This window comes from Achromobacter pulmonis (assembly GCF_021733725.1).
In the GTDB taxonomy this organism is placed as follows: Bacteria; Pseudomonadota; Gammaproteobacteria; order Burkholderiales; family Burkholderiaceae_B; genus Achromobacter; species Achromobacter pulmonis.
Genome location: NZ_JAIFOT010000001.1, coordinates 5,863,140 through 5,888,344 on the forward strand (window position 1 = coordinate 5,863,140; position 25,205 = coordinate 5,888,344).

Annotated in this window: 20 protein-coding genes; 6 read left to right on the forward strand and 14 right to left on the reverse strand. The window is 67.0% G+C overall.

Translation table 11 applies throughout. The features are described from left to right. Positions 1–33 precede the first annotated feature (33 nt). From parC to parE, 3 genes are read right to left on the reverse strand one after another with little or no spacing between them, the layout of a single operon-like run. Positions 34–2,358 (reverse strand): DNA topoisomerase IV subunit A, encoded by a 2,325-nt coding sequence (parC, locus tag K2W61_RS27085; RefSeq protein WP_175141742.1) that lies wholly within the window; start codon positions 2,356–2,358, stop codon positions 34–36. A gap of 35 nt (positions 2,359–2,393) precedes the next feature. Next, positions 2,394–3,005 (reverse strand): YcxB family protein, encoded by a 612-nt coding sequence (locus K2W61_RS27090; RefSeq protein ID WP_236756926.1) that lies wholly within the window; start codon positions 3,003–3,005, stop codon positions 2,394–2,396. After that, a complete protein-coding gene (gene parE / locus K2W61_RS27095) occupies positions 3,005–4,966 on the reverse strand; it encodes a DNA topoisomerase IV subunit B (RefSeq protein WP_175134073.1) in 1,962 nt (653 codons plus the stop codon). Before parE ends, K2W61_RS27090 begins: the two co-directional genes overlap by 1 nt. A 326-nt stretch (positions 4,967–5,292) precedes the next feature. Between parE and trxA the strand changes: the two genes are divergently transcribed. Both trxA and rho read left to right on the forward strand, forming a co-directional pair. Beyond that, positions 5,293–5,619: a thioredoxin TrxA gene (gene trxA / locus K2W61_RS27100; protein WP_006387817.1), complete on the forward strand. Its 327-nt coding sequence runs from the start codon at positions 5,293–5,295 to the stop codon at positions 5,617–5,619. A gap of 117 nt (positions 5,620–5,736) precedes the next feature. Next, on the forward strand, positions 5,737–6,996 hold the full coding sequence (gene rho / locus K2W61_RS27105) for a transcription termination factor Rho (RefSeq protein ID WP_175134072.1): 1,260 nt from the start codon (positions 5,737–5,739) through the stop codon (positions 6,994–6,996). A 130-nt stretch (positions 6,997–7,126) separates the two neighbouring features. On the opposite strand, the gene K2W61_RS27110 is transcribed toward rho, so the two are convergent. Then, the gene (locus tag K2W61_RS27110; RefSeq protein WP_175134138.1) at positions 7,127–10,747 is read right to left on the reverse strand and encodes a YhdP family protein; all 3,621 of its coding nucleotides are present in this window, start codon (positions 10,745–10,747) and stop codon (positions 7,127–7,129) included. 101 nt (positions 10,748–10,848) lie between these two features. On the opposite strand from K2W61_RS27110, the gene glnE reads away from it, so the two are divergent. Continuing rightward, positions 10,849–13,614: a bifunctional [glutamate--ammonia ligase]-adenylyl-L-tyrosine phosphorylase/[glutamate--ammonia-ligase] adenylyltransferase gene (glnE, locus tag K2W61_RS27115; protein ID WP_175134071.1), complete on the forward strand. Its 2,766-nt coding sequence runs from the start codon at positions 10,849–10,851 to the stop codon at positions 13,612–13,614. A 100-nt stretch (positions 13,615–13,714) separates the two neighbouring features. After that, positions 13,715–14,389, forward strand: coding sequence for an epoxyqueuosine reductase QueH (locus K2W61_RS27120; RefSeq protein ID WP_175134070.1), 675 nt, complete (start codon positions 13,715–13,717; stop codon positions 14,387–14,389). Between the two features lie 30 nt (positions 14,390–14,419). Here K2W61_RS27120 and K2W61_RS27125 read toward each other — a convergent pair whose 3' ends face one another. The 10 genes from K2W61_RS27125 to K2W61_RS27170 form a co-directional block, all read right to left on the reverse strand. Beyond that, positions 14,420–15,391 carry an AraC-like ligand-binding domain-containing protein gene (locus K2W61_RS27125; protein ID WP_175141745.1) on the reverse strand — a complete coding sequence of 324 codons (972 nt, stop codon included), beginning with the start codon at positions 15,389–15,391 and terminating at the stop codon, positions 14,420–14,422. 149 nt (positions 15,392–15,540) lie between these two features. Continuing rightward, the gene (locus K2W61_RS27130) at positions 15,541–16,116 is read right to left on the reverse strand and encodes a c-type cytochrome (RefSeq protein ID WP_236756927.1); all 576 of its coding nucleotides are present in this window, start codon (positions 16,114–16,116) and stop codon (positions 15,541–15,543) included. Further along, positions 16,113–16,628: a methylamine dehydrogenase light chain gene (locus tag K2W61_RS27135; RefSeq protein ID WP_175135632.1), complete on the reverse strand. Its 516-nt coding sequence runs from the start codon at positions 16,626–16,628 to the stop codon at positions 16,113–16,115. Before K2W61_RS27135 ends, K2W61_RS27130 begins: the two co-directional genes overlap by 4 nt. Then, positions 16,612–17,250 (reverse strand): methylamine dehydrogenase accessory protein MauD, encoded by a 639-nt coding sequence (gene mauD / locus K2W61_RS27140; RefSeq protein WP_236756928.1) that lies wholly within the window; start codon positions 17,248–17,250, stop codon positions 16,612–16,614. Before mauD ends, K2W61_RS27135 begins: the two co-directional genes overlap by 17 nt. Before the next feature lie 20 nt (positions 17,251–17,270). Further along, positions 17,271–17,828, reverse strand: a complete 558-nt coding sequence (locus K2W61_RS27145; protein ID WP_236756930.1) for a MauE/DoxX family redox-associated membrane protein — start codon at positions 17,826–17,828, stop codon at positions 17,271–17,273. Further along, entirely contained in the window at positions 17,825–19,015 is a 1,191-nt protein-coding gene (locus K2W61_RS27150; protein ID WP_175135635.1) for an amine dehydrogenase large subunit, read from the reverse strand. The genes K2W61_RS27145 and K2W61_RS27150 overlap by 4 nt, the downstream gene beginning before the upstream one ends. A 31-nt stretch (positions 19,016–19,046) precedes the next feature. Next, positions 19,047–19,928: a transporter gene (locus K2W61_RS27155; RefSeq protein WP_175135636.1), complete on the reverse strand. Its 882-nt coding sequence runs from the start codon at positions 19,926–19,928 to the stop codon at positions 19,047–19,049. 69 nt (positions 19,929–19,997) lie between these two features. Beyond that, positions 19,998–21,500, reverse strand: a complete 1,503-nt coding sequence (gene styD / locus K2W61_RS27160) for a phenylacetaldehyde dehydrogenase StyD (RefSeq protein WP_175141747.1) — start codon at positions 21,498–21,500, stop codon at positions 19,998–20,000. 160 nt (positions 21,501–21,660) lie between these two features. Continuing rightward, the gene (locus K2W61_RS27165; protein WP_175135638.1) at positions 21,661–22,650 is read right to left on the reverse strand and encodes a quinone oxidoreductase family protein; all 990 of its coding nucleotides are present in this window, start codon (positions 22,648–22,650) and stop codon (positions 21,661–21,663) included. Positions 22,651–22,700: 50 nt separating this feature from the next. Then, entirely contained in the window at positions 22,701–23,681 is a 981-nt protein-coding gene (locus tag K2W61_RS27170; protein WP_175135639.1) for a DMT family transporter, read from the reverse strand. Positions 23,682–23,784: 103 nt separating this feature from the next. On the opposite strand from K2W61_RS27170, the gene K2W61_RS27175 reads away from it, so the two are divergent. Together K2W61_RS27175 and K2W61_RS27180 are read left to right on the forward strand one after the other, a co-directional pair. Further along, positions 23,785–24,669, forward strand: coding sequence for a DMT family transporter (locus K2W61_RS27175; RefSeq protein WP_175141748.1), 885 nt, complete (start codon positions 23,785–23,787; stop codon positions 24,667–24,669). Between the two features lie 31 nt (positions 24,670–24,700). Beyond that, on the forward strand, positions 24,701–25,201 hold the full coding sequence (locus K2W61_RS27180) for a MarR family winged helix-turn-helix transcriptional regulator (protein WP_175135641.1): 501 nt from the start codon (positions 24,701–24,703) through the stop codon (positions 25,199–25,201). Positions 25,202–25,205: the final 4 nt, after the last annotated feature.

A 25,205-nucleotide genomic window follows, 5' to 3' on the forward strand; every position in this document is an offset into this window, starting at 1 on the left:
GGCGCTGGCGCGGCATGGCGGTATCGGAGGCGATCAGCTCAGCACCGGTGACAGCAACGGCTGCTTGGGCCGCACGTCCAGCGCCCGCCCCTTGCGCGCGCGCTTGCCGACATACACCGCCAGCGCCGCGCCCGCCAGGATGTCCTCGGTGTGCTTGTTACGGTAGATGCCCGCCGCTCGCAGGCCGAGCGCGCCGATCGGCACGGTCTGGTCGAGCTTGTCGGCGCCGTCCAGGCCCATCAGGATAGTGCCGCGTCCGCCGCCGGACAGCGACTTGAGCTCGTCCAGGCCGAACACCAGGAACTTGCCCTTCTGCGACAACAGCGCCAGTTGCGTGGCGCCCTCGAACAGCGGCACCGGACGCAGCAACGCGTCGCCCGACTCCAACGTGATGAACTGCTTGCCGGCGCGTTGGCGGCTGGTCATGTCAGACAGCCTGGCGGCAAAGCCGTAGCCGCCGCGCGTGGCCAGCAGCCAGCGGCTGTCGGCCGCTGCCGCGATGGTGTGGACGATGCGGGTGCCGCTTTCCAGATCGATCATGGTGGTGACCGGCTGGCCGTCGCCGCGCGCCGACGGCAGACCCGATACGGCCACCGAATAGACGCGGCCGTTGTCGCCCAAGGCGATCAGGGTGTCGGTGGTGCGGCATTCGAAGGCGCCGTAGAGGTCGTCGCCCTGCTTGAAACCGAACTGCGAGGCGTCGTGGCCGTGGCCCTGGCGGGCGCGCAGCCAGCCCTTCTGCGACACGATCACCGTGACCGGCTCATCCAGCACCTTGGTTTCGAGCACCGCGCGCTCGGCGGTCTCGATCAGGGTGCGGCGGTCGTCGCCATATTGCTTGGCGTCGGCCTCGATTTCCTTGATCAGCAGGCGCTTGAGGGTGTTGGGATTGTCCAGCAGTTCCTGCAACGCGACCTGCTCCTTGCGCTTGTCGGCCAGTTCCTGCTCGATCTTGAAGCCTTCCAGGCGCGCCAACTGGCGCAGGCGCATTTCCAGGATGTCCTCGGCCTGGCGTTCGGACAGCTTGAAGCGCTCCATCAGCGCCGCGCGCGGCTCGTCCGATTCGCGGATGGTCTGGATCACCTCGTCCACGTTCAGGTAGACCACCATGCGGCCTTCCAGCACGTGGATTCGGTCGATGACCTTGTCCAGGCGGAAGCGGGTGCGGCGCAGCACGGTGTTGGTGCGGAACGCCAGCCATTCGGTCAGGATGTCACGCAAGCCCTTCTGGCGCGGACGGCCGTCGGTGCCGATGCAGACCAGGTTGACCGAGGCGCTGCTCTCCATGCTGGTCTGGGCCAGCAGGGTGTTGACGAATTCGTCGCGATCGACGCGCGAGGTCTTGGGCTCGAACACCAGGCGCACGGCGGCGTCCTTGCCGGATTCATCGCGCACCGCGTCCAGCAGGTTCAGCATCACGGCCTTGGCCTGGGTCTGCTCGGGCGTCAGGCTCTTCTTGCCGCTCTTGACCTTGGGGTTGGTGATTTCCTCGATCTCTTCGAGCACCTTCTGGCCTGAAGTGCCCGGCGGCAGTTCGGTGACCACCAATTGCCATTGGCCGCGCGCCATTTCCTCGAACTGCCAGCGCGCCCGCACCTTGAGCGAACCGCGGCCCCCGGCATAGATCTGGGCGATGTCGGCGGCCGGCGTGATGATCTGGCCGCCGCCGGCGAAGTCCGGGCCGGGGATCATGCCGAACAGCTCGGCGTCCGGCAATTGCGGCTGCTTGATCAGCGCCACGCACGCCTGCGCCACTTCGCGCAGGTTGTGCGGCGGGATCTCGGTGGCCATGCCGACCGCGATGCCGGACGCGCCGTTCAGCAGCATCACCGGCAGGCGCGCCGGCAGCATCTGCGGCTCCTGCTGGCTGCCGTCGTAGTTGGGCACGAAATCGACCGTGCCTTCGTCCAGTTCGTCCAGCAGCAGCTTGGCGATCGGCGTCAGGCGCGCTTCGGTGTAGCGCATGGCGGCGGCATTGTCGCCATCGCGCGAACCGAAGTTGCCCTGGCCGTCGATGAGCGGATAGCGCAGGGAGAAGTCCTGCGCCATACGCACCATGGCGTCATAGGCCGCCTGGTCGCCGTGCGGGTGGTACTTGCCCAACACGTCGCCGACCACGCGCGCCGACTTCACCGGCTTGGCGCCGGCGGCAAGCCCCATGGCCTGCATGGCGAACAGGATGCGGCGCTGCACGGGCTTCTGCCCGTCGCCGACGTCGGGCAGGGCCCGGCCCCGCACCACGGACACTGCATAGTCCAGATAGGCCTGCTCGGCATAGCGCGCCAGGGTGATGGCGGCATCGCCGCCGCCCTCGTCGGGCGCGGCGTCGAACAAACCTTGTTGATTGCTGTCGGTCATGATGGTTTCAGGTAGACAAATTCATTGAAACGGCGTCATTGGGGACGCGCGGCGCCCAGCAGCTGGGCATCGGCCACATGCTCGCGCAACTGGGCGCGCACCGCGTCCAGCGTGGCGGCGTCCTGCCCGCGCTTGGGGATGATCACGCCCTGCAGCGCCCCCAGGATGACGTACAGATGCTGCGGCGTTTCTTCGACCCGCCGCACGTCGTCCCAGTCGATGCGCCCGGAGGCAGCGGCGACGCTGTCCTCGATGCCGTCGGCGCCGAACACCAGTTGGTGGCGCCCCAGGAACAGCCCGTCCGGCTGCCTGGCGAGCATGCGCCGCGTGTTCATGCGCACCAGCCGTGGCAGCGCGAACTCGTAGGCCAGCGCCAGCAGCGCCAGGATGCCCAGGCCGACCGCCAGCCCTTCGAAGTACACCGGCAGCACCGCACCCCAGTTCGGGCCATGCCCGTCCCAGGTCTGCCAGACCAGGTAGGCCAGCAGAACCACCACCATCAGCACGGCGAAACGCAGGTGCGACAGGTAGCGGCGGCGGCGCAGTTCCGGCCGTTTGTAGACATAGGCGGCGAACTCGGCATAGTCGTCGGCGGTCAGGTCAACCGCCATGCTGGCGGACGGCAACGGGGACGAGGGCAACGTCATCAGATGTCCAGCTCCGCCAGGTTGCCTTTCTCTTCGATCCAGGCGCGGCGTTGCGAGGACTCGCCCTTGCCCATCAGCATGTCGAACATGCGGGTGGTGTCTTCGGGGGTCTGGTCGCCGTAGCCCACCGGCAGCAGCCGGCGCGTGTCCGGATTCATGGTGGTTTCCCACAGTTGCTCGGGGTTCATTTCGCCCAGGCCCTTGAAGCGGCTGACCGCCCAGCTGCTTTCGCGCGAGCCTTCCTTGCGCAGCTTGTCCTGCGCGGCTTCCAGCTCGCCTTCGTCCAGGCAGTAGATCTTGCGCGCCGGACGCTTGCCCTGCGCCGGCACGTCCAGGCGGAACAGCGGCGGCTTGGCGACGTAGACGTGGCCGGCCTCGACCAGCTTGGGGAAGTGCTTGTAGAACAGCGTCAACAGCAGCACCTGGATGTGCGAGCCGTCGACGTCGGCATCCGACAGGATGCAGATGCGGCCGTAGCGCAGCCCCGACAGGTCGGGCGTATCGCGCGGCCCGTGCGGATCGACGCCGATGGCCACGGAGATGTCATGGATTTCGTTGTTGGCGAAGAGACGGTCGCGGTCGACTTCCCAGGAATTGAGCACCTTGCCGCGCAATGGCAGGATGGCCTGGAATTCCTTGTCGCGCCCCATCTTGGCCGAACCGCCTGCCGAGTCGCCCTCGACCAGGAAGACCTCGGTGCGGCTGGCGTCGCTGGATTCGCAGTCGGTCAGTTTGCCGGGCAGCACCGCCACGCCGGAACTCTTGCGCTTTTCGACTTTCTGCGCCGAGCGCTGGCGCGCCTGCGCCTGGCGGATGGCCAGCTCGGCCAGCTTCTTGCCGTATTCGACATTGCTGTGCAACCACAGGTCGAGCGCGCTCTTGGCGAATCCGCCCACCAGGCGCACCGCATCGCGGCTGTTCAGGCGTTCCTTGATCTGGCCCTGGAATTGCGGATCCAGCACCTTGGCCGACAGCACGAAGCTGGCGCGGGCGAACACGTCCTCGGGCAACAGCTTGACGCCCTTGGGCAGCAGGCTGTGCAGTTCGGCGAAGCCCTTGACCGCGCCGAACAAGCCTTCGCGCAGGCCCGACTCGTGGGTGCCGCCGGCCGGCGTTGGAATCAGGTTGACGTACGACTCGCGCACGGCGTTGCCGTCCTCGGTCCAGGCCACCACCCATTGGGCGCCCTCGCCTTCGGCGAAGGTTTCGTGGTCGGCGCCGGCGTACTGCTGGCCCTCGAAGAACGGCACCATCAGTTCGGCGCCCGCCAGCGCCTCGGACAGGTAGCCGCGCAGGCCGTCCTGGTACTGCCAGGTCTTGGTGTCGCCGGTCTTTTCGTTGACCAGCGAGACCTTCACGCCCGGCAGCAGCACGGCCTTGCTGCGCAGCAGGTGGGTCAGTTCGCCCAGCGGGATATTGGGGCTGTCGAAATACTTGGCGTCCGGCCAGACCCGCACGCGGGTGCCGGATTTCTTGCGACCGCCCTGGTCGTAAGGCGCCAGCGGCTCGGCGACGTCGCCGCCCTTGAACACCAGGCGGTTGACGGCGCCGTCGCGCCAGACCACCACTTCGAGCCGGGTGGCCAGGGCGTTGGTGACCGATACGCCGACGCCGTGCAGGCCGCCGGAAAAGGCATAGGCGCCGCCGCCGGCCTTGTCGAACTTGCCGCCAGCGTGCAGCCGGGTGAACACCAGTTCAACCACCGGGGCGTTTTCCTCGGGGTGCAGGCCGACGGGAATGCCGCGGCCGTCGTCCTCGACCGACACGCTGCCGTCGATGTGCAGCGTGACCAGGATCTGCTTGCCGTGGCCGGCCAGGGCCTCGTCCGCGGCGTTGTCTATGACTTCCTGCACGATGTGCAGGGGGTTTTCTGTGCGGGTGTACATGCCCGGGCGCTGCCGCACGGGCTCCAGCCCTTTCAGGACGCGGATGGACGCCTCGTTGTAACGTGGAGTGGCCAAGTTATCCCCAACATCTGTGGAAAAAAACCGACATTTTACGGATAAGCCCAGATTCTGCGCGGCTCCGGGTGGGATGCGCACGACCTGACCAGCACCGAATTCGGTAGGATGACGAAAGAGACACAGCCAGCGGATCCGGGTTCAATGCCCCGGATCGCGATAACTGCGCCGCGATATCCTACACAAAAGCGGCAAACACTGTTGTTATAAACAGTGGTATGCCTGTTGTTTTTGACAGTGGTATGCTTTAATCCATCCCACAAACAAGAACAACGGCAAGGCGTCCCTCTTTTCGCCTTTTGCTGCCGAACCCGAGAATCACCATCATGAGCGACCAAATCAAGAACGTCAGTGACGCGAGCTTCGATGCCGATGTATTGAAGTCCGGCCAGCCGGTGCTGGTGGACTACTGGGCTGCCTGGTGCGGCCCCTGCAAGATGATCGCCCCGATCCTGGAAGAAGTCGCCACCGAATACGCCGGTCGCCTGACGATCGCCAAGCTCAACGTGGACGAGAACCAGGGCACCGCTGCCAAGTACGGCATCCGTGGCATCCCCACCCTCATGCTCTTTAAAGACGGCCAGGCTGCCGCCACCAAGGTTGGCGCGCTGTCGAAGTCGCAACTCACCGCATTCCTGGACGGCGCGTTGTAAACTGCGTGCTGTGAACGAAGGCGCCGCCCTGGGGGCGGCGCTCATTCAGTACCGCGCGAGCCCGTCCGTGGCGCGCCGCCAGAACCCTCCTTTACTCTTCCCCCAACACCCACCGCGATGCACCTCAACGAACTGAAGGCGCTGCATGTCTCGCAGCTGCTGGAAATGGCCGCTGGCCTGGAAATCGAGAACGCCAACCGCCTGCGCAAGCAGGAGCTGATGTTCGCCATCATGAAACGGCGCGCCAAGCAGGGCGAGCAGATCTTTGGCGACGGCGTGCTGGAAGTCCTGCCCGACGGTTTCGGTTTCCTGCGCTCGCCCGAGACCTCGTATCTGGCCAGCACGGACGACATCTACATCTCGCCGTCCCAGATCCGCCGCTTCAACCTGCACACCGGCGACTCGATCGAAGGCGAAGTGCGCACGCCCAAGGATGGCGAGCGTTATTTCGCGCTGGTCAAGGTGGACAAGGTCAACGGCGTGGCGCCCGAGGCGATCAAGCATCGCATCATGTTCGAGAACCTGACGCCGCTGCACCCGAACCAGCCGCTGCGCCTGGAACGCGACATCAAGAGCGAGGAAAACCTCACCGGCCGTATCCTCGACATCTTCGCCCCCATCGGCAAGGGCCAGCGCGGCCTGATCGTCGCCAGCCCCAAGTCGGGCAAGACGGTAATGATGCAGCACATCGCGCATGCCATCACCACCAACTACCCCGACGCGGTCATGATCGTCCTGCTGGTGGACGAGCGTCCCGAGGAAGTGACCGAAATGCAGCGCACCGTGCGCGGCGAAGTGGTCGCCTCGACCTTCGATGAACCTGCCACCCGCCACGTGCAGGTCGCCGAAATGGTCATCGAGAAGGCCAAGCGCCTGGTCGAAATGAAGAAGGACGTGGTGATCCTGCTGGACTCGATCACCCGTCTGGCGCGCGCCTACAACACCGTGGTGCCCGCCTCCGGCAAGGTGCTGACCGGTGGTGTCGACGCCAACGCCCTGCAACGCCCCAAGCGCTTCTTCGGCGCCGCGCGCAACCTCGAGGAAGGCGGCTCGCTGACCATCCTGGGCACCGCGCTGATCGAGACCGGCAGCCGCATGGACGAGGTCATCTACGAAGAATTCAAGGGCACCGGCAACTCCGAAGTGCACCTGGAGCGCCGCCTGGCGGAAAAGCGCGTCTACCCGTCCATCAACCTGAACAAGTCGGGCACCCGCCGCGAAGAACTGCTGATCGCGCCGGACCTGCTGCAGAAGGTCTGGGTGCTGCGCAAGTTCATCCACGACATGGACGAAGTCCAATCCATGGAATTCATCCTGGACAAGATGCGCGCCACCAAGACCAATGCCGAATTCTTCGATATGATGAAGAAGAAATAAGCCGTCACCGCCCGCGCGCCGGGCGCACGCATCGAATTGGCGAGGATTGCCCCACGGCGGTCCTCGCCAATTGCTTTTGGGGTCGAGCCGGAGCGGTATCCCAAACGCCAGGGAACCGCGGACGGCCGCATCAGTGCTCGATGAACTCTTCCAGGCTGCGCGGCTTGGGCGTCTGCTTGGGAGCCGGCTTGCCTGAGGCGTCGATAGGGTCGATCCTGGGGTCGTCCCAGCTGCCAGTGACGGCATATTCCATGGTCATGGCGCGCGCCAGCGGCTGCTTGAGCAGCCATTGCGTGACGAACGCGCCCAGGCCGATCAGCGGGTTGACCGCCAACGCCGTCACCATGGCCGCGCCGCTGGCATCCAGGTTGGGGATCACCACCGCCTTCAGGTTCCAGCGCTCCTGCACGATATTGACGTTGCCCGCCAGCACGATGGCGGCCACCGGGCCGTTGATCTTGTATCCCTCGGTGGCCAGCGAACCGTCCGCCAGCCTGACCTGCCCGCGCACGGTATCGAAGGGAAAGCCATCGCGCAGCAGGTTGGTCGGATTGACGTCGAGCCGCGCCAGGCGCTGCAGCGATTGCAGCGACAGCAACTCCAGCAGCCGCGCGGTGCGTGAATTCACGTGCATGAAACGTCCCTTGTCCAGGGAGATCTCGGCATCCCCGGCGACATCCGCGATGTCGTGCGTCCAGGGCAGGTTGCGCCAGCTCAGCTTGGCCTTGATGTCCCCGGTGCCGCCCGACACCACATGTTCGAATCCGATGCGGTCCATGAAGCTGCCCAGGTTCTCGAACTTGGCGGCGGCATCGACCGTCAGGCCGCGGTCGGGCCCCTCCAGGCGCCAGGTGCCGGTCGCATTCAACGTGGCGGCGTCGTTGGCTATCGACAGTTTGTCCAGGCGCCATTGGCGGCCACGCTCCAGGTTGGTGCCGATGACCTGCAGCTCGCCCAGATTCTTGCCATAGAGTCGGAACTCCTTGGCCTGCAGATCGATCGCGGGAATGTCGGACAGGTCGTTGCCGGAAGACAGCGCCTTGTCGGCCTCGTTGCTGTCCTCTGCGCCCCCCAGCGCCAGATGCTTCAGGCGCGCGGTGATCTGCCCGGCGATCGCGCCGGAGGCTTCGCGCCACGACAGCGAGCCAGCCGCCTGTCGCGACTCCAGATCGACGCGCCATTGGGCCGGCGCGGGCCGGGTGGCGTACAGGGTGAGGTCATTCAGGGTATAGCCGCCGGTGCGCAGCACCCCGGTGGCCAGGCTGACGCGCTCGGGCGGCGGCAGCAAGGGCCGGGAGGCCGCGCGGCCCTTGGTGGGCGCCAGGCTGAAGCCGTCCAAGACCGCTTCCCAGCTGTCCACGTCCAGCTCTGGCAGGCTGGCGTTCAGGCTCAGGCCGCGCTCCGGCAGACTGGCGGGCCGGTCGATGCCCAGCGCTCCGCGGGCGAAATACGTCGCCGCGCCATCGGCCGGATCGCGTTCAAACAGGGCGTTGACGTTGTCGCCCAGGCTGGCGGTCAGCCAGCGCCGGCCCTTGGCGCCCTGATCCTGCGCGGCGCCCCATTGCAGCTTGAGCGGGCGCACCGACCGCGCCGGCTTGCCCACCGGCGCCGGCATGTCGATCGCCAGCCCGGCCAGATCCGACTCCATCGACAGTTCGACCGAACCGCCCCGCTGATAGCCGAGCTTGCCCTTGTAGGCGGCCTTGCCCGAGAAACGCGCCATCGACGGGGCATTGCCGAGCTGCGCCAGCCCCGCCCCAGACAGCACGCCTTCGAATCGCAGGACATCGTTCGGCTGGATCAGGCTGCCGCTGATACTGACCGGACCGCCCAGGAACTGGGCGCGGATTTCCTTGGCCTGCACGCCTTTTTCCGAGAAATCCAGGTCCCCGTGCATCTGGCTGAGCAAGGGCATCTCGGGCATGAACGTGAAGGTGTTGTCGGCGAACAGGATCTTGCCTTGCACCTGGGTGTCGTCGGTATTCATCAACGGCACCTTGAGCTTGAGCGGCATGCGCCAATTACCGGTGCCGCGAGCCTCGTCCAGGGCGCCGTCCAGCAACTGGCCCAGCGGCGAGCTGCCGGCCAGCGCCAGATAGGCGGGCACCGGGCCGCTAGTCACGCCATCGACCGTCAGCTCGGCCTGATGCTCCATGTCTGGAATGGCGGCGGTCACGGCGCCAAGCGTCACGGTCTGGTCCTGGCCGGTATGAAAGACCGCGCCGCCCGGACTGTCGAGCACCAGCCCGACCTTGTCGACCCGGAAACTGCCCGACAGGTTCTCCAGCATCGGCCAGCCCTTGCGATGCGGCCGTGCCGGCGCATAGTCGACCGTGGCGCCGGAGTAAGCGCCGGCGATCACGAATTCGCCCGTCGATCCCGGCGCGCCGAAAGGGAATTCGTCGAGGTCGCCCTTGAGGGTGATGGCCGCCGCTTCCATCTGGCCCTTCGGCAGGCCGGTTGCCAGCCACTCGCGCGCGTCCGGATTGACCTCCAGCGGCAAATAGCGGTGGATCGCGTTCATGGCGCCGCGCACCAGGGTGCCCCGCATGTCGACGCTGCCGGCGGCGCTCTTGCCTTCGCGGCGCCACTGGCCCTGCAGGCGGACGTCCAGATCGTCATTGGTGACGCGCAACTGGCTCACGTCCACGAACCAATCGCGCGCGTCCGCCCCCTTGATACGAGCGTCAAGCGACACGTCGCTGGCCGCCAGGTCGGGCTGCTCAAAGATGCCGGGCAGCGTCACCCGCAATTGCTCGACACGGCCGCGGAGCGCCAGATTCGCCGCGCCGGTGCTGCGCGCCAGCGGCAGGCGCGCGCTGTCGATGAAATCGCCCGGCGTGCCCTCGATATGCAACCGCGCATCGGCCCCGCCCACCGCCGGCCCGCCTGACGCCGCCGACCAGTCGACCCCGCGCGCCGCCAGGTCGGCGGTCAACGTCGTGAATTTGCCGTGGTCCAGCTGCAACCAGGCGCGGGCACTGACGCGCCCCCGGACCGGCGGCGGCGGCGTCCAGGCCGCCCAGGCCAGCGGCTCGGCATCGTCGATCGCGGCATAGATTTGGCCGCTCCAATTGGCGGGGCTGGCGGTATTGGCGGAGAACAGGCTGCGATTGAATTCCCCGCGCAGGTCCAGCTTGCGGGCCAGCGCCGGATCGGCATCGGCGCGCAAGGCGAAGCGGTGCGACAGGCTGCCATTGCGCACCAGGAAATCGACATTGCTCAAGACCAGCTCGGGCGCCTGGCGCAGCTCGTCCTGCCAGCGGACGCGGGCCCCATGGATGAACACTTCGCGCTGCGCGGTCAGCCAGCGCAGCGCCGGATGATCCAGGTCGGACCGGTGATCGCTGGCGTTCAGGTCGATGCCCTGCCCCGCCACCCAGAGGCGATTGTCGGGATCGCGCCGCAAGGTCAATTCAGGCTGCTCCAGCCGCAGGCGCAGCAGCGTGGGCGAAAAAGTCAGCAGGCTGCGCCATGCCAGCACCGCCGACACGGAGGGCAACGTCAACACGGGGCCCGGCTGGTCATCGTAGACTTGCACCGAGGTCAGCGCCAGCCGTGGATTGAGGCCTTGCCAGTCGGCCTGGATCGCACCGATCGTGACCCGTGCGCCCAGTGCCTGGCTGGCGTAGGCTTCGATCTGGGGGCGCCATTGGTCCACGCGCGGCAAGACCCAGTAGCGCACGCCCAGAAGCCCGATGGCCACGACGCCGTATACGGTCAGTACCACCCAGAACAGGCAGCAGAGCACTTTCTTTGAAACAGACACGGATCGGTGGGCAGGAGAATAGTCTTGCGGTATCGTCCCCACTTATACCTGAAACGCGCCCATTCGTCTCCCGTCCGATCGCCATGCCTACGCCCGCCCTGTTCGCCCCCGCCCTTGCCTGGTCCGGCCACCTGCGCCGCCGTCTCGATGCCCACCCGGACCTGGCCGCCTGGCTGGAAGACGCAGCGCAACACCCGGTCACCCCGGAGCGGCTGGCGCACTGGCAGGCCGAGCTGGCCGGCCCCGGCGCGCCCGCCACCCTGCCCGTGGAGCAGTGCCGCCAGGTGCTGCGCAAATTGCGCGAGCGGGTCTTCAGCACCCTGATCGTGCGCGACCTGGCCGGCATGGCGCCGCTCGAAGAGGTGGTCGGGGCGATGACGGCGCTGGCCGACGCTGCGGTTGCCGCCGCCTACCGCAGCGTGGCCGCCGAGCTGGCTGAGGTGCACGGCGTGCCCCGCGATCCGGCCACCGGCCTGCCCCAGGAAATGCTGATCGTCGGCATGGGCAAGCTGGGCGGCGGCGAGCTCAACGTCTCCTCCGACATCGACCTGATCATGCTGTACGGCGAGGAAGGCGACACCGATGGTCCGCGCCGCATCAGCCATCATGAGTTCTATGGCCGCCTGACCCGCCGCATGATGCCGGTGCTGTCCGAAGTCGATGCCAACGGCCAGGTCTTCCGCACCGACCTGCGCCTGCGCCCGGACGGCGATGCCGGGCCGCTGGCATGGAGCCTGGATGCGCTCGAGCATTACCTGATCGGCCAGGGCCGCGAATGGGAACGCTATGCCTGGCTCAAGGCGCGCCTGATGCCGGCGCGGGCGTTCGAGGACAGTAACAGCGAGGCCCAGGCGCGGCAGCTCGAAAGCCTGCGCGTGCCGTTCGTGTATCGCAAGTATTTCGACTTCGACGCGCTGGCCGCGCTGCGGGCCCTGCGCGAGCGCATCCGCCAGGACTGGCAACGCCGCGCCACCGCCCGCAATGGCATCGACAGCGCCAACAATATCAAGCTGGGCGATGGCGGCATCCGCGAGATCGAGTTCGTAGTGCAATTAGCGCAGTTGATCCGCGGCGGACGCATGCCGGCACTGCAGCAGCGCGGCCTGCTGGCGGCGCTGCACGCCGAACAACTCGCCGGCCTGGTGACCGAGGACGATGCGCGCCGCCTGGAGGACGCCTATCGTTTCCTGCGCCGCACCGAGCATGCGCTGCAATACCGCGAAGATGAGCAGACCCACCTGCTGCCGTCGGACCCGGCATTGCGGACCGCGCTGGCCAACGCCCTGGGCCTGGACGCCGCGCAATTCGAAAGCACGCTGGCCGCCCACCGCCAGTTCGTTTCCCGCACCTTCCGCAATGTGTTCCGCTTGGTGGGCATGGACAAGGAAGACACCGCGGATGCCGGCAGCGAAGCTGCCGCCGCCGAGGCCGAGGAACAATGCGAGCTGGCCGAACAGATCCGCCAGACCTTCGGCGAACAGGCCGACGACCTGCTGCGCCGCGCCGACACCCTGATGAACAGCCACCGGGTGCGCAGCCTGCCCGAGAGCAGCCGGCGCCGCCTGGAAGCCCTGCTGCCCGCCGCCCTGCGCGCCGCGAGCCAGACTGGCGCGCCGCTGGACGCCGCCGTGCGCCTGCTCGACCTGATCGAGAAAATCGCCCAGCGCAGCGCCTACCTGGCCCTGCTGGCTGAATACCCCGACACGCTGGCGCGCGTGGCCCGCATGGTCGCGGCCAGCCCCTGGGCGGCGCAATACCTGACCCAGCACCCGCTGCTGCTGGACAGCCTGATCGACTGGCGCACGCTGTTCGAACCGCTGGACTTCGCCCAGATCGCGCGCCAGTTGAGCGCCGACCTGGACGCCTGCCGCCTGCCCGACGGCGACCCCGACATCGAGCGCCAGATGAATCTGATGCGCGACGTGCAGCGCCAGGCCAGCTTCCAGCTGCTGGCGCAGGACCTGGAGGGCGAACTGACGGTGGAAAAGCTCGCCGACCAGTTGTCGGCCCTGGCCGACCTGCTGCTGACGGAAACCATCCGCCGCACCTGGCCGCTGGTGAACAAGGTCGCGGGCGCCGAACCGCGTTTCGCGGTCATCGCCTATGGCAAGCTGGGCGGCAAGGAGCTGGGCTACGCCTCCGACCTGGACCTGGTGTTCCTGTACGACGATACGCGCGAGGACGCCGCCGAGGTCTACGCCAAGCTGGGGCGGCGCATGACCTCGTGGCTATCGACCATGACGTCATCGGGTCGCCTGTACGAAATCGACCTGCGCCTGCGGCCGGACGGCGATGCCGGCCTGCTGGCGGTGTCGCTCGAAGCTTTCGAGCAATACCAGCAAAAGCACGCCTGGCCCTGGGAGCATCAGGCCTTGACGCGCGCGCGCTACGCATGCGGCGATGCCGCCGTCGGCCAGCGCTTCGAACAGATCCGCGAAGCCATCCTGGTGATGCCGCGCGATACCGCCAAGCTGCGCGAGGAAGTGCTGGCGATGCGCGAGAAAATCAATGCCGGCCACCCCAACAACACCGAAAAGTTCGATCTCAAGCACGATGCCGGCGGCATGGTGGATGTGGAATTCGTGACCCAATACCTGGTGCTTTGCCATGCCGGCAGCCATCCTGTGCTGGTGCGCAACCTGGGCAACATCACCCTGCTGCGCCTGGCGGGCGAGGCCGGGCTGATCGACCCGGGCCTGGCCACGCGCGCCGGCGATGCCTACCGCACGCTGCGGCGGGTGCAGCACCAACTGCGCATGCAAGGGGTGGAAAAGGCCCGCGTGGCGCCCGACCAGTTGCAGGCCGAACGCGCCGCCGTGCGCGAACTCTGGCACGCCGTGCTGGGCTGACAAACCGGGCGCCCGCCCCGCGCCGTGCCGGGCACCCCGCCCCATGGCGCCAACTCGGCGTAAAATAAGGCGTTTTCCGCCTAACCGCCTGCTTTTCACCATGTCCGAATTCGTGCGCCCCAAACTCGACCTGCCCGCCGGCCGCAGCAAGGTGCTGCTGCATTCGTGCTGCGCGCCCTGTTCCGGCGAGGTCATGGAAGCCATGACGGCTTCCGGCATCGACTACGCGATCTACTTCTACAACCCGAACATCCATCCGGTCAAAGAATACGAGATCCGCAAGCAGGAGAACATCCGCTTCGCCGAGCAGCACGGTATCGAATTCATCGATGCCGACTACGACATGGACAACTGGTTCGAGCGCGTCAAGGGCATGGAAGACGCCCCCGAGCGTGGCGAACGCTGCACCGCCTGCTTCGACATGCGCTTCGAGCGCACCGCGCTCTACGCGCACGAGCACGGCTTCGACACCATCACCAGCTCGCTCGGCATCTCGCGCTGGAAAGACATGAACCAGATCAACGGCTGCGGCGAACGGGCGGCCGCGCGCTACGATGACCTGGTCTACTGGACCTACAACTGGCGCAAGGGCGGCGGCTCCTCGCGCATGATCGAGATCAGCAAGCGCGAGAACTTCTACCAGCAGGAATACTGCGGCTGCGTCTATTCGCTGCGCGACACCAACCGGCACCGCCGCGCGCAGGGCCGCGAACGCATTCACATCGGCGTGAAGTTCTACGGCAAGGAAGACCTGATCAACGCGGAAGAGCTCTAAGGCCAGCGCGGGCCGGCCACCGCCAGCGGCTCAGGCCGTTTCGTCCGGCTGGCGCCCCAGGCGCCGGTACTCCGACGGCGACACCCCATAGCGGTTGCGGAACGCGTGACTGAAGCGCGCCGCGTCCGAAAACCCATGACGGAAAGCGATCTCGCCGATCTGCCGCGCGTGCTGCGCGGCATCGGCCAGCATGTCGCGGCAGCGCTCCAGGCGCGCGCCCAGGATGAAGTCGGCCGGCGTGGTCGCCGCCTGCGCGAACAGGTTGTACAGATAGCGCCGCGACACGCGCAACGCCACCGCCGCCGTCGCCGGCGACAGGTCGGGATCATGCAGGTTCTCGATCAGGTACTGCTGCACGCGGCGCAACTGCGCCTGCCGCAGCGCGCCGGGGTCCTGCGCCGCGCCCCCACCGGCCCGTTCGCTGATGTCCAGCCCCATCATCTGCATCACCGCATTGGCGGCGTCGCGCGCCGCGCTCTCGGACAGGTGGGCGTGCTCGCTCAACGCCACCCGCAACAGATCCATGGCCATGCGGCCGCAACCGTGGCGCGCGCTGAAACTGCGCGCCACCGCGTTGCGCATGGCCGGCAGCCAGGCCTCGGCCTGCTTGCCGGGCACCTGCATCACCAGGAAGTGCGCGTTGTCGTCGACATCCACCTCGTAGGGACGAGTGGTGTCATAGATGCCCCATTCGCCCGGCATCAGCAAGGCGGTGCGCGCCGCTTGGCGGATTTCGCTGCGGCCGTCGAGTTGCAACGTCACCTTGTAGCCGGAGGCCTCGGCGCGTTCGGCCAGCATCTTGGTGCGCCGCACCCGCTGCGCGTCCGTGCGCATTTCGCAAATCTGCATCCAGCCCAGCGCATCGACCGCCACGCTGCTGCGAAAGTGCTTGGGGTCGGCCGCCGACACTTCCAGCGGCACGAACGTGTTGCTGATGTTTTCCTTCCAGCTGGCGCAATCCAGGAACTGCTGGGGCGCGCTGCGTACGAGGGCGAGTGACATGGCGACTCCGGCGCGCGGCGTGGAACAAATGGCGATCTTCTTTCTATCACCGACTCCCGGGCGCGGAGTATCCGTGACAACCCCTACGGGACGCCGGTATTGCGCGAGCCGGCGCGGCCGCCGCCCGGGGCAGGCCGCGCCGCGCGGTCTCAAGGCTTGCGGGCACTGCCGTACGAATAGTCGGACAGGGCAAACCCCCGCGCCGCCAGTTCGCGCGCCAGGCCATGGCGTACCGGCACCACATCGTCATAGCGGCGCGGCCGGGCGGCCGCCACCTCGCTTCCGGTATACGGCTGGAATCCGGCGGGCAACTGCGCCGGACTGAATGTGCGCAGCAGCCAGTTCAGCACATTGGCCAGTTCGGCATCGTCCAACTGGGAAAAGGCGGCCCCCGGAACCCGGATCAGGTATTCGCGGCCGGCGGGCAACTGCGTGAATGCCCCTACCGAATTGCGGAAGTCCGGAATGCCGTGCGGCGTGCTGCCGCGGCCGTCGACCCGGTGGCAGCCGGCGCATTGCAGTACGTAGTCGGCACGGGCGGCCTGCCGCAAGGTATCGGCCCCGGCCGCGGCGCGGCTGGCGCCCGCCACCGGCACCGTATCGCCGGCGGCGGCACCGCGTGCCATGCCCAGCCCCGCCACGATCGCCGCCGCACAGGCCAGCGCCGCGGCGCCACCCGCGCGCCGCCGACCCGTGCCGCCGTCCCTTCCCGCCGCGCCGTTCATGGCTTCTTCTTGGCCAACCCCACGATCACGGAGGTGGTGCAATGGAAGATGGAAGATTCGTTCGACATGCACCAGTTGACGTCGTTGTGCAGGAACATCTGGTAGCCCGGCCGCTCGCGCTCGGCCGAGGCGCACATGCACTTGCCGCAGGCCGTCTTGCCGCAGCAGTCGTTGTAACTGATGAGGTAGTCCTTGCCGTCCATCGGGTTGTGGCAGGTGCCGACCCACGACACCGCCGACGGCGAGGTGCCGGGCGGGCACGACGTGGTGCTGCCGCCGCAGCAAGAACACAGGAATCCATCCACCGCGCAATAGCGCCAGTAGTCGCAGGCGGTCTCGTCGGTCTGCGGCTTCCTGGCCGCCGCCGGCGCGGAACGCGCCACCGGCAACACCGGCACCAGGAAGGCGGTGCCGACCAGCACACGGCCGATGCGGTTGAGCACACTGCGCCGCGAGGTGGTATGGGCGACCGAGCGCGTGACGCGCTCGCCAAGCTTATCCAACCAGCGCATTGCCGTTCTCCTTGCGCGAAACTCGGGTTTCCTGCAACGCGCCGCCGGCCAGGAATTCCTGCACCGAGGCCACGCCCAGCTCCTTGGCCGTGAACAGACTTTCGAGTTGTTCGCGGGAATTGATCAGACCCTTGGCGCGGATCACGCCGGCCTCGTCGATCAGCACGGCATACGGCAGCTTACTGATCTGCAACTTCATGCCGAGTTCGGTTGACAGCAGGTACGGAAAGCGCTCCAGCCCCGCCTGGCGGTAGAACGCCAGGTGCTCGGGCATCTCGCCATCGCTGGCCAGCACGATGCGCAGCCAGGCGCTCTCGGTGCCGGCCACCGACTTGAGGATGGGCAGGAGCTTCTTGCACACCGGGCACGTCGGCGACAGGAAGAACAGCAACTGGCTGTGCTGGCCGCGTTCGCCGATCGTCAGGCGCCGGCCCAGCAGGTCGGCCAGCTCGAACCGGGGCGCGGCCTCGCCCACCGCCGGCCCCTTGTCCATGGTCAGCGCCCCCATCGGCGCGACGCGCTCGTACAGCACGCCGATCTGGCGCGACAGCGCCAGGATGACCAGCAGCAGGCACAGCACCACGCCCCACAGCAGAAAATTGGAAATGATCAAGGCTTCCATATCGTGTCGCTCCGTTGTTTCTAGATATGCAACTGGCGCAGCTTCAGGTGCGAGGCCAGCAGATGATTGGCGGTGAAATACAGGGCCACGGCGCTCATCGCCAGGCCGAAGACCGGGGCCGCGTCGGCCCATTGCAGGGCGCGCGAGGCGCCCTGCGCGGCGGCGAACACCGGCAGCGTCCACAGCGCCAGCAACGCGTTGCGCGCCACCATCCACCAGGACAGCCCGGCGCCACGCGCCGCTGCGCCGCGCAGGGCCGGGCCGCCGCAGCCGCAATCGATGTCACGGCGCCCGCGCGCCAGGTTGAACGCCACGCCGGCAGTGGCCAACGCCAGCACCAGCAGCGCCAGCGCGGCGCCTGCCGCGCGCAGACCGGGCGCCAGCAGCAAGGCGCCGGCCAGCGCCTCGGCCAGTACAAAGCCCCAGGCAAAGAGGCCGCCCAGGCCGGCCGGCACGATCTCATAGGCATGCACGGCCGCGGAAAAGACGGCCATGTCCTTGAGCTTTTCCAGCGCGCCCAACAGCAGCACGCAGGCCAGCGCGGCGCTGGCGGCATAGAACAGGACGGGATCGGTCATGGCGTGCCTCCCGGCTGCGGCTCGACCTGCAAGGCCGTCTCGCCCGCGCCCTGGATGGTGCCCTTGAAAACGGGCGCGGCCGGCGCCGCGTCGTAGATGTTGACGTTGCCCCCGTCGATGGTGAACAGGCGCGGCTTGTCGTCCTGCGACACCGACATCGACAGCGCGTTCCTGCCGGGAATGCGCGCCAGCCGCTTATGCGTGGCCAGGTCGAAAACCCAGATCTCGGCGGCCGGCGTCTTGTGCGAGCCCTCGGCGCCATTCGGATGCATGCCGACATACAGGCGCTTGTTGGCGCGGTTCACCGCCAGCAGGTTATAGCCGCCGGGCCGCCAGCCGCGATCCTTGCCGGAGGCATCCAGCAGCGACCAGCGCTCGCCGAAACGGGCCTCGGCGCCGCTGAAATCGGCGCTGTAGACGTTGCCGTTGTACGAGACGAAATAGAAGGTGTCGCCCAGGCGATCGGTATGCGTGAAGATGGGGTCCTTCTCGACCTCGAACATGGGCTTGCTGCGCTGTTGGCCGGAAGGCTTGCCGGCGGCGTCCAGGTCGACCGTGACGAACGAGCCATCGCCGCAGATGCTGGCATAACTGCGCGGCCGCGACGGCGGCACGATGATGCTCCAGCAGCCCGCGGAAGCGGTCACTTCATCAGTGAATTTGCGCGCCTTCAGGTCGACCACCGTCACCGACGAGGCCGGCGTGGCGTTCTGCACGAACAGCAGGCCGCCGTCCGAACTCTGCTGCAGATAATTGCGGTAGTTCAGCGCCTGGGCACGCTTTTCGGGAATCGGCACCTCGTACTTTGGGGTGAGCGTCTCGGCGTCCCAGGCCTCGACCACGTCGGTGCGCTTGCCGCGATTCAGGCGCTCGTAGTAGGTGGTCATGATGTAGATGTCCTTGCCGTCCGCCGACACCGTCATGTGGCCATTGAACGACGAGGGCACCAGCCCCAGGAATTTCATGCTGTCGCCGTCATAGATGTTGACGCGGCTGTCGACCAGGTGGTTGAACACCGCATCCATCACGTACAACCGGTGCGGCGTGGCCGGCGGCAGGCGCGTGCCGCCCTTGAGTTCCTCGACCGGCAGGTCGGCGCGGGCGAGCCCGGCGGCAGCGGCCAGGGCCGCGCACAGCGCCCAGTTGCCGGCCCGCCTGGCCCTGCCGTTGGCAAAAAGCGCAATCATTCGATCTCTCCTGGTGTCATGTCCGTTGCTCCTAGAAGGCATAGACGTAGCGCATCTGCACGCCCCGCATGCGCGGGCCGTTCTCGACCTTGAGGTCGTGGATGTACTGCATCTGGATCTGGTTGGCGTCGTTGATCTGATGGGTCAGTTCCAGCGCCAGCTGATGGCTGCGCGCGCGGCCGGTCACGGTTTCGCCGCCGGAACGCTCGCGCCCCCCGGTCTCGTAGCGGTAGCGGATGCCGGTGTAGGTATCGGGTGTGAGGTTGGTGGATGCCAGCGCGAAAAAGCGGAACGACGGGTCCTTCTTGAGCGTCTGGCTCATCCAGTCGCTGTTGCGGCCGTAGATTTCCACTTCAGCGATGGCCTCCAGGAAAGTGGATTCGCCCACGCCCTTGACGAACGAGAAATCCTGGATGGTGGACCAGCGGTGCTTGCCCGGCGAGGTGTCGGGGCGCGAACCGTCGTAGCGGCCGACCGGCACCACCACGAAGGGCTCCCACGCAAACCAGGTCTTGGTCTGCTCATTGTTGTAGAGCCAGATCGCGGAACCCAGCGTCACGTCGCCGATGCCACTCTGGCGGTCGCGCGAGGCGCCCGGCAATTCCATCGTGGTGCGCGTCATCGGCACGATGAATTCGAGCTGCACCGTCTTGCCGAAAAGTTCGCGGTAGTGCATCTGGCGGTAAATCAGCGCGTCCACGTCCACCGAGGCGCCGCCGATGCGCTGACCGGCCGAATACAGCCCGGAGGAACGCAGCCCGGCCAGATAGCCGGCGATGATATTGGTGCCCACCGGCGCGGGTATCCAGTCACGCGCGCTGGGGTCTCCGGCCGACGCCGTCTGCGCCGTGGCCAGGCACGCCAGCAGCAATGCTGCCCGCGCCCGGACCCGGCCCTTGTTCTTGCCTGCCATGCACTTCCCCTTGGTTGTGCGGCCGCCCGCGCGCCGGTATGCCCCGGCTTGTCTCGCGCGGCCGTCAGTCTAGTAAGCGATACAAACGGACTTCTTCTCCAAATACAGGTCGAGCACGGCGCGGCCATGTTCACGGCCCACGCCGGACTGCTTGAAACCGCCGAACGGCATGTTCGGATCCAGCATGTTGTGGGTGTTGATCCAGAGCGTGCCCGCGTCGATGCGCGGGATCAGCCGCTGGACCCGCGTCAGATCGTTGCTCCAGAGGCTGGCACCCAGGCCGAAGGCGCTGTCGTTGGCCAGCCGCACAGCGTCGTCCAGGGTGTCGAAGGGCTGGGCCACCACCACCGGTCCGAAAATTTCCTCGCGGGCGATGCGCGCGTCCTGCGGCAGATCGGCAAACACCGTCGGCCGCACGAAGTAACCGGCGCCCTCGCCGGCATCGCCGCCCGCCAGCAGCTTGCCGCCTTCGGCGCGGCCAATGCCGATGTAGTCCATGACCCGCCGCTGGTGGCGGGCCGACACCAGCGGCCCTAGCTGCGTGTCCGCATCGAAGCCCGACCCCAGCCGCATGCCGGCGGCCAGTTCGGCCAGCCGCGCCACCACCTTGGCATAGAGCCCCTTCTGTACATACAGCCGCGACCCGGCGGTGCAGACCTGGCCCTGGTTGAAAAAGATGGCGGCGGCCGCGCCCTGGGCGGCGGCTTCCGGGTCGCAGTCATCCAGCACAATTACCGGCGACTTGCCCCCCAGTTCCAGCGAGACCCGCTTCATGTCGTCCATGGCGGCGCGGCCGATGAGCTTGCCGACCTCGGTGGAGCCGGTGAAGGCGATCTTGTCCACGCCCGGATGCGCCACCAGCGCGGCGCCCGCGGTCTCGCCACGGCCGGTCACCACATTGACCACACCGGGCGGAAAGCCCGCCTCCAGCACCAGCTCGGCCAGGCGCAGGGCGGTCAGCGGGGTTTCCTCGGCGGGCTTGAGCACCACGGTGCAGCCGGCGGCCAGGGCCGGGGCGATCTTCCAGATCGCCATCAGCAGCGGAAAATTCCACGGGATGATGGCGGCCACCACGCCCACCGGCTGTGGCACGGTGTAGGCGCTGTATCTGACGCCCGGCGGAAACGGAATCGACAGGGACAGCGTGTCCCCGGTCAGCTTGGTGGCCCAGCCCGCCATGTAGCGCAGCCACTGCGCGCCGGCGCCGACTTCCAGTCCCTGCGCGATGCCCAGCAGCTTGCCATTGTTCAGGGTTTCGAGCCGGGCCAGTTCCTCGCCATGGCGCTCGACCAGGTCCGCCAGGTTCAGCAGCAGGCGCTCACGCCCGGCGGGCAGCATCTCGTGCCACGGCCCGACAGCGAACGCCCGGCGCGCGGCCTGCACCGCCAGGTCGATCTGGGCCGGGCCCGCGTCCAGTTGCGTCGCGATGACTTCGCCCGTGGCCGGGTCGTGGACCGCGATCGGATCGCCTTGCCCCTGACGCAGCGGCTTGCCGTCGACAATCATGTATTCGCGGATGGCGGCCAATTCCGGGCGGCCGGAGGCGCAAGCGATGGGAGGGGCGGACGGCATGCGGAAGGCTCCAACGGATAAGGTCGAGCCAGCATAGCAACGGCCCGATGCGCTGGCTTGTCCGCCCGTGCATGGCGATTTGTCCCGGTGCGCACGGCAAAAAAAAGCGGAACGCGCATTGCGTCCCGCCCTTGCCTGGCGCGCCCCGGGGCGCGACGGATCAATCCAGCATCAGCACCGTGGCGCCGGTGGTCTTGCGCCCAGCCAACGCGGTCTGGGCCTCGCCAGCCTGCTCCAGGCCGTAGCGCTGGTCGATGCGCACCTTGATCTTCTTCTTCAGCACCAGGTTGAACAGTTCGTCCGACGCGGCTTGCAGCTTTTCCAGCGTATTGACGTGCACGCCCAGCGACGGCCGGGTGACATACAGGCTGCCCTTCTGGTTGAGAATGCCCAGGTTGACGCCCGTCACCGGGCCGGAGGCATTGCCGAAGCTGACCATCAGGCCGCGCGGCTCGATGCAATCCAGCGACGTCTCCCAGGTGTCCTTGCCAACGCCGTCGTACACCACCGGCACCTTCTTGCCGCCGGTCAGTTCCAGCACCCGCTCGGCCACGTTCTCGCGCGAATAGTCGATGGTCTCCCAGGCGCCGTTGGCACGGGCCAGTTCGGCCTTCTCGGGACTGGAAACGGTGCCGATCAGCTTCACGCCCAACGCGCGCGCCCATTGGCAGGCGATCAGGCCCACGCCGCCAGCGGCCGCGTGGAACAGGATGGTTTCATGGCCCTGCAGGCGGTAGGTCTGGCGAAACAGGTACTGCACCGTCAGGCCCTTGAGCATCACGGCGGCGGCCTCATCGAAACCAATGCCCTTGGGCAGCTTGACGACCTGGTTGGCCGGCACGTTGCGGGCCTTGGCATAAGCACCAAGCGGGCTCTGGCCATAAGCGACCCGGTCACCCTTCTTGAGATGCTTGACATCGGCGCCCACCGCGGTCACCACGCCCGCGCCTTCGAAGCCCAGGCCATGCGGCAGCGGATGCGGATACAAACCCGTGCGGAAATAGATATCGATGAAATTCAAGCCGGCCGCGTGCTGGTCGATGGTGACCTCATTGGCGGCTGGCGGCGGCACTTCGACCTCCGCCAGCTTCAGGACTTCGGGACCGCCATGCTGTTCGATACGAATTGCCTTGACGAGATTGCTGGCCATACTGGCCTCCTTTCATTGGAATGTTGCGACTCAAACGGGAAAACCGGATCTCAGCGCGCGGGCGCGCTACCGCCCGGTGCGGAGGGAGGCGCCTTCGCGGCCCCGCCCCCCATCAATGCGAATACCCCGGCCAGCACCAGCGCGGTCCCGGCCAACTGCCACACCGTAATGGGCTCGTGCAGAAACCACGAGGCCAGGAACAACACCGACACCGGCCCCAGCATGCCCAGCAGCGACGCGGTCGGCGCGCCGATCAACGCCACCGCCCACATCAGCATGAAGACAGGCACCACCGTATTCAGGGTGGCATGGATGATCGAATAGCCATACACGCCCATCGGCTGGACCAGCACCGCAGCCGGGTGCACCACGAAGAACTGCACGATGCAGGCCACGCACGACACCAGCATGGCATATGCCACCAGCCGGGTGGGTCCGATGCGCTTGATCAGCTCTCCCGAACAGATCAGGTAAACAGAATAGCTGAGCGCCGAACCGAACACGAACAAAGACCCTGACAGCACCTCGACGGAGCCGCCGAAGCTCAGGTCATGGGCGAACACCAGCACCACGCCGGCATAAGACAGGGTCATCGCCAGCCATTGACGCCGCTCGACCGGACGCCGGAACCAGAACGCGGAAATCAGCACCACCAGCGAGGGCGACAGGAACAGGATCAGCCGTTCCAGGCTGGCGGTGATATAGCGCAAGCCGAGAAAGTCCAGAAAGCTGGACAGGTAATACCCCAGCAGGCCGAGCAGGCAGACCTGGACGCGCTCTTTCCAGGTCATGACGACAATCTCGCCGCGCGCCGCCAGGCGCGACTGATGCCAGGCCACCGCCGCGAAGAAGGGCATGGCGAACAACATGCGAAAGGCAATCAGGGTGACCGCGTCGATACCATAACGGTAGGTGAACTTGACGACGATGGCCTTGGCCGAGAACAGGATGGCGCCAAGCGCGGCCATGAGGAATCCGGCCACACGGCTGGAGGGGCGGGAGACCGGCAAAAACCTGGCGATTCGATTCATGCGATGATTTTAGATTCGGCGCAACGGGATGTGCACGCCCGCCGCGCGCTTTTTTAGCCCCTGGCGCATCCCGCCGCCCTCGCCTGCCCTTTGCCCCTCGCGTATGACCCGACACCGCGCTCTGACTTATATCCACGTGGCCGCCGTCCTGTTCGGCCTGACCGGCGTATTCGGAGAACTGATCCAGGCCAGCGCGGCGGTCATCACCCTGGGACGGGCGGTCTTCGCCGTGCTCTCGCTGGGCCTGTTCGCCCGCATGCGCCGCCGTCCGCTGCTCGGCGCGCTGACGCCGGCCCAATTGTTCGTGCTGGTGGTGGCCGGCGCCTTGCTCGCGGCGCATTGGGTCACCTTCTTCATTTCGGTGAAGGTGGGCGGCATTGCCATCGCCACGCTCGGCTTTGCCAGCTTTCCGGCATTCATCACCCTGTTCGAAGGGCTGATCTTCCGCGAACGGGTGCGCCTGGCCGAATGGCTGCTGCTGGGCCTGGTCACCGCGGGCCTGGTGCTGGTCACGCCCTCCTTCGACCTGGCCGACCAAGGCACCATCGGGCTGGCCTGGGGCCTGCTGTCCGGCCTGACCTTTGCCCTGCTGGCCCTGAGCAACCGCCGCTCAGCCTCGGGCATGGATCCGATGCAGGTGGCCTGCTGGCAAAACCTGGTGGTGGCGCTGGTGATGCTGCCGTTCGCAGTGGGCCAGTTGCCCGCCCTGCCCGCCCTGGACTGGCTCTGGCTGGCGCTGCTGGGCGTGTTCTGCACCGGCCTGTCGCATTTCCTTTTCGTCTCCAGCCTGACGCGCCTGAATGCCCGCAGCGCCGGCCTGGTCATCGCGCTGGAACCGGTCTACGCCATCGCGTTCGCCTGGATCCTGTTCAGCCAGCAGCCCACGTTGCGCATGATGGCCGGTGCGGCGCTGATCGTGGCGGCCATTGTCTGGTCCGGGTTGCGCAAGGCGCCCGCCCTGCCCGGCGAGCCGAAGAAACAGCCTTGACAATTACTGCCTAGGCAATAAAATAGGCCACATGAATGCCCCGCCACGCCCTGAATCCTCTGAAAATCCGGTCCATTATCGCGGCGATACCCGCTGCATGATGGAAGACAATGCCGGCTACCTGATCAAGCTCGTCGCCAATTCCCTGAACCGGATGCTGGACCAGGAAATGGCCCCCCTCGATCTCACCGCCATGCAATGGCGCCCGATCGCGATGGTCTCGCTGGGCCGCGCCGACACGCCCGCCGAACTGGCGCGGCTCAACGGTGTCGACACCGGCGCCATGACCCGCACGCTCGACCGCCTCGAGGCCAAAGGCCTGCTGCGCCGCGCCCGCAACCAGCTCGACCGCCGCGTCGTGAAGATCGAACTGACGGAACTGGGCGAAACCAAGGCGCGCGAAATCCCGCCCAACATCGCCCGTGTGCTGAACCACCATCTGCGGGGCTTCTCCACCGATGAAGTCACGCAACTGATGCACTTGCTGCGCCGCATGATCGCCAACGGTTCCGCCTCGGCCCCCGAACGCTGACGAC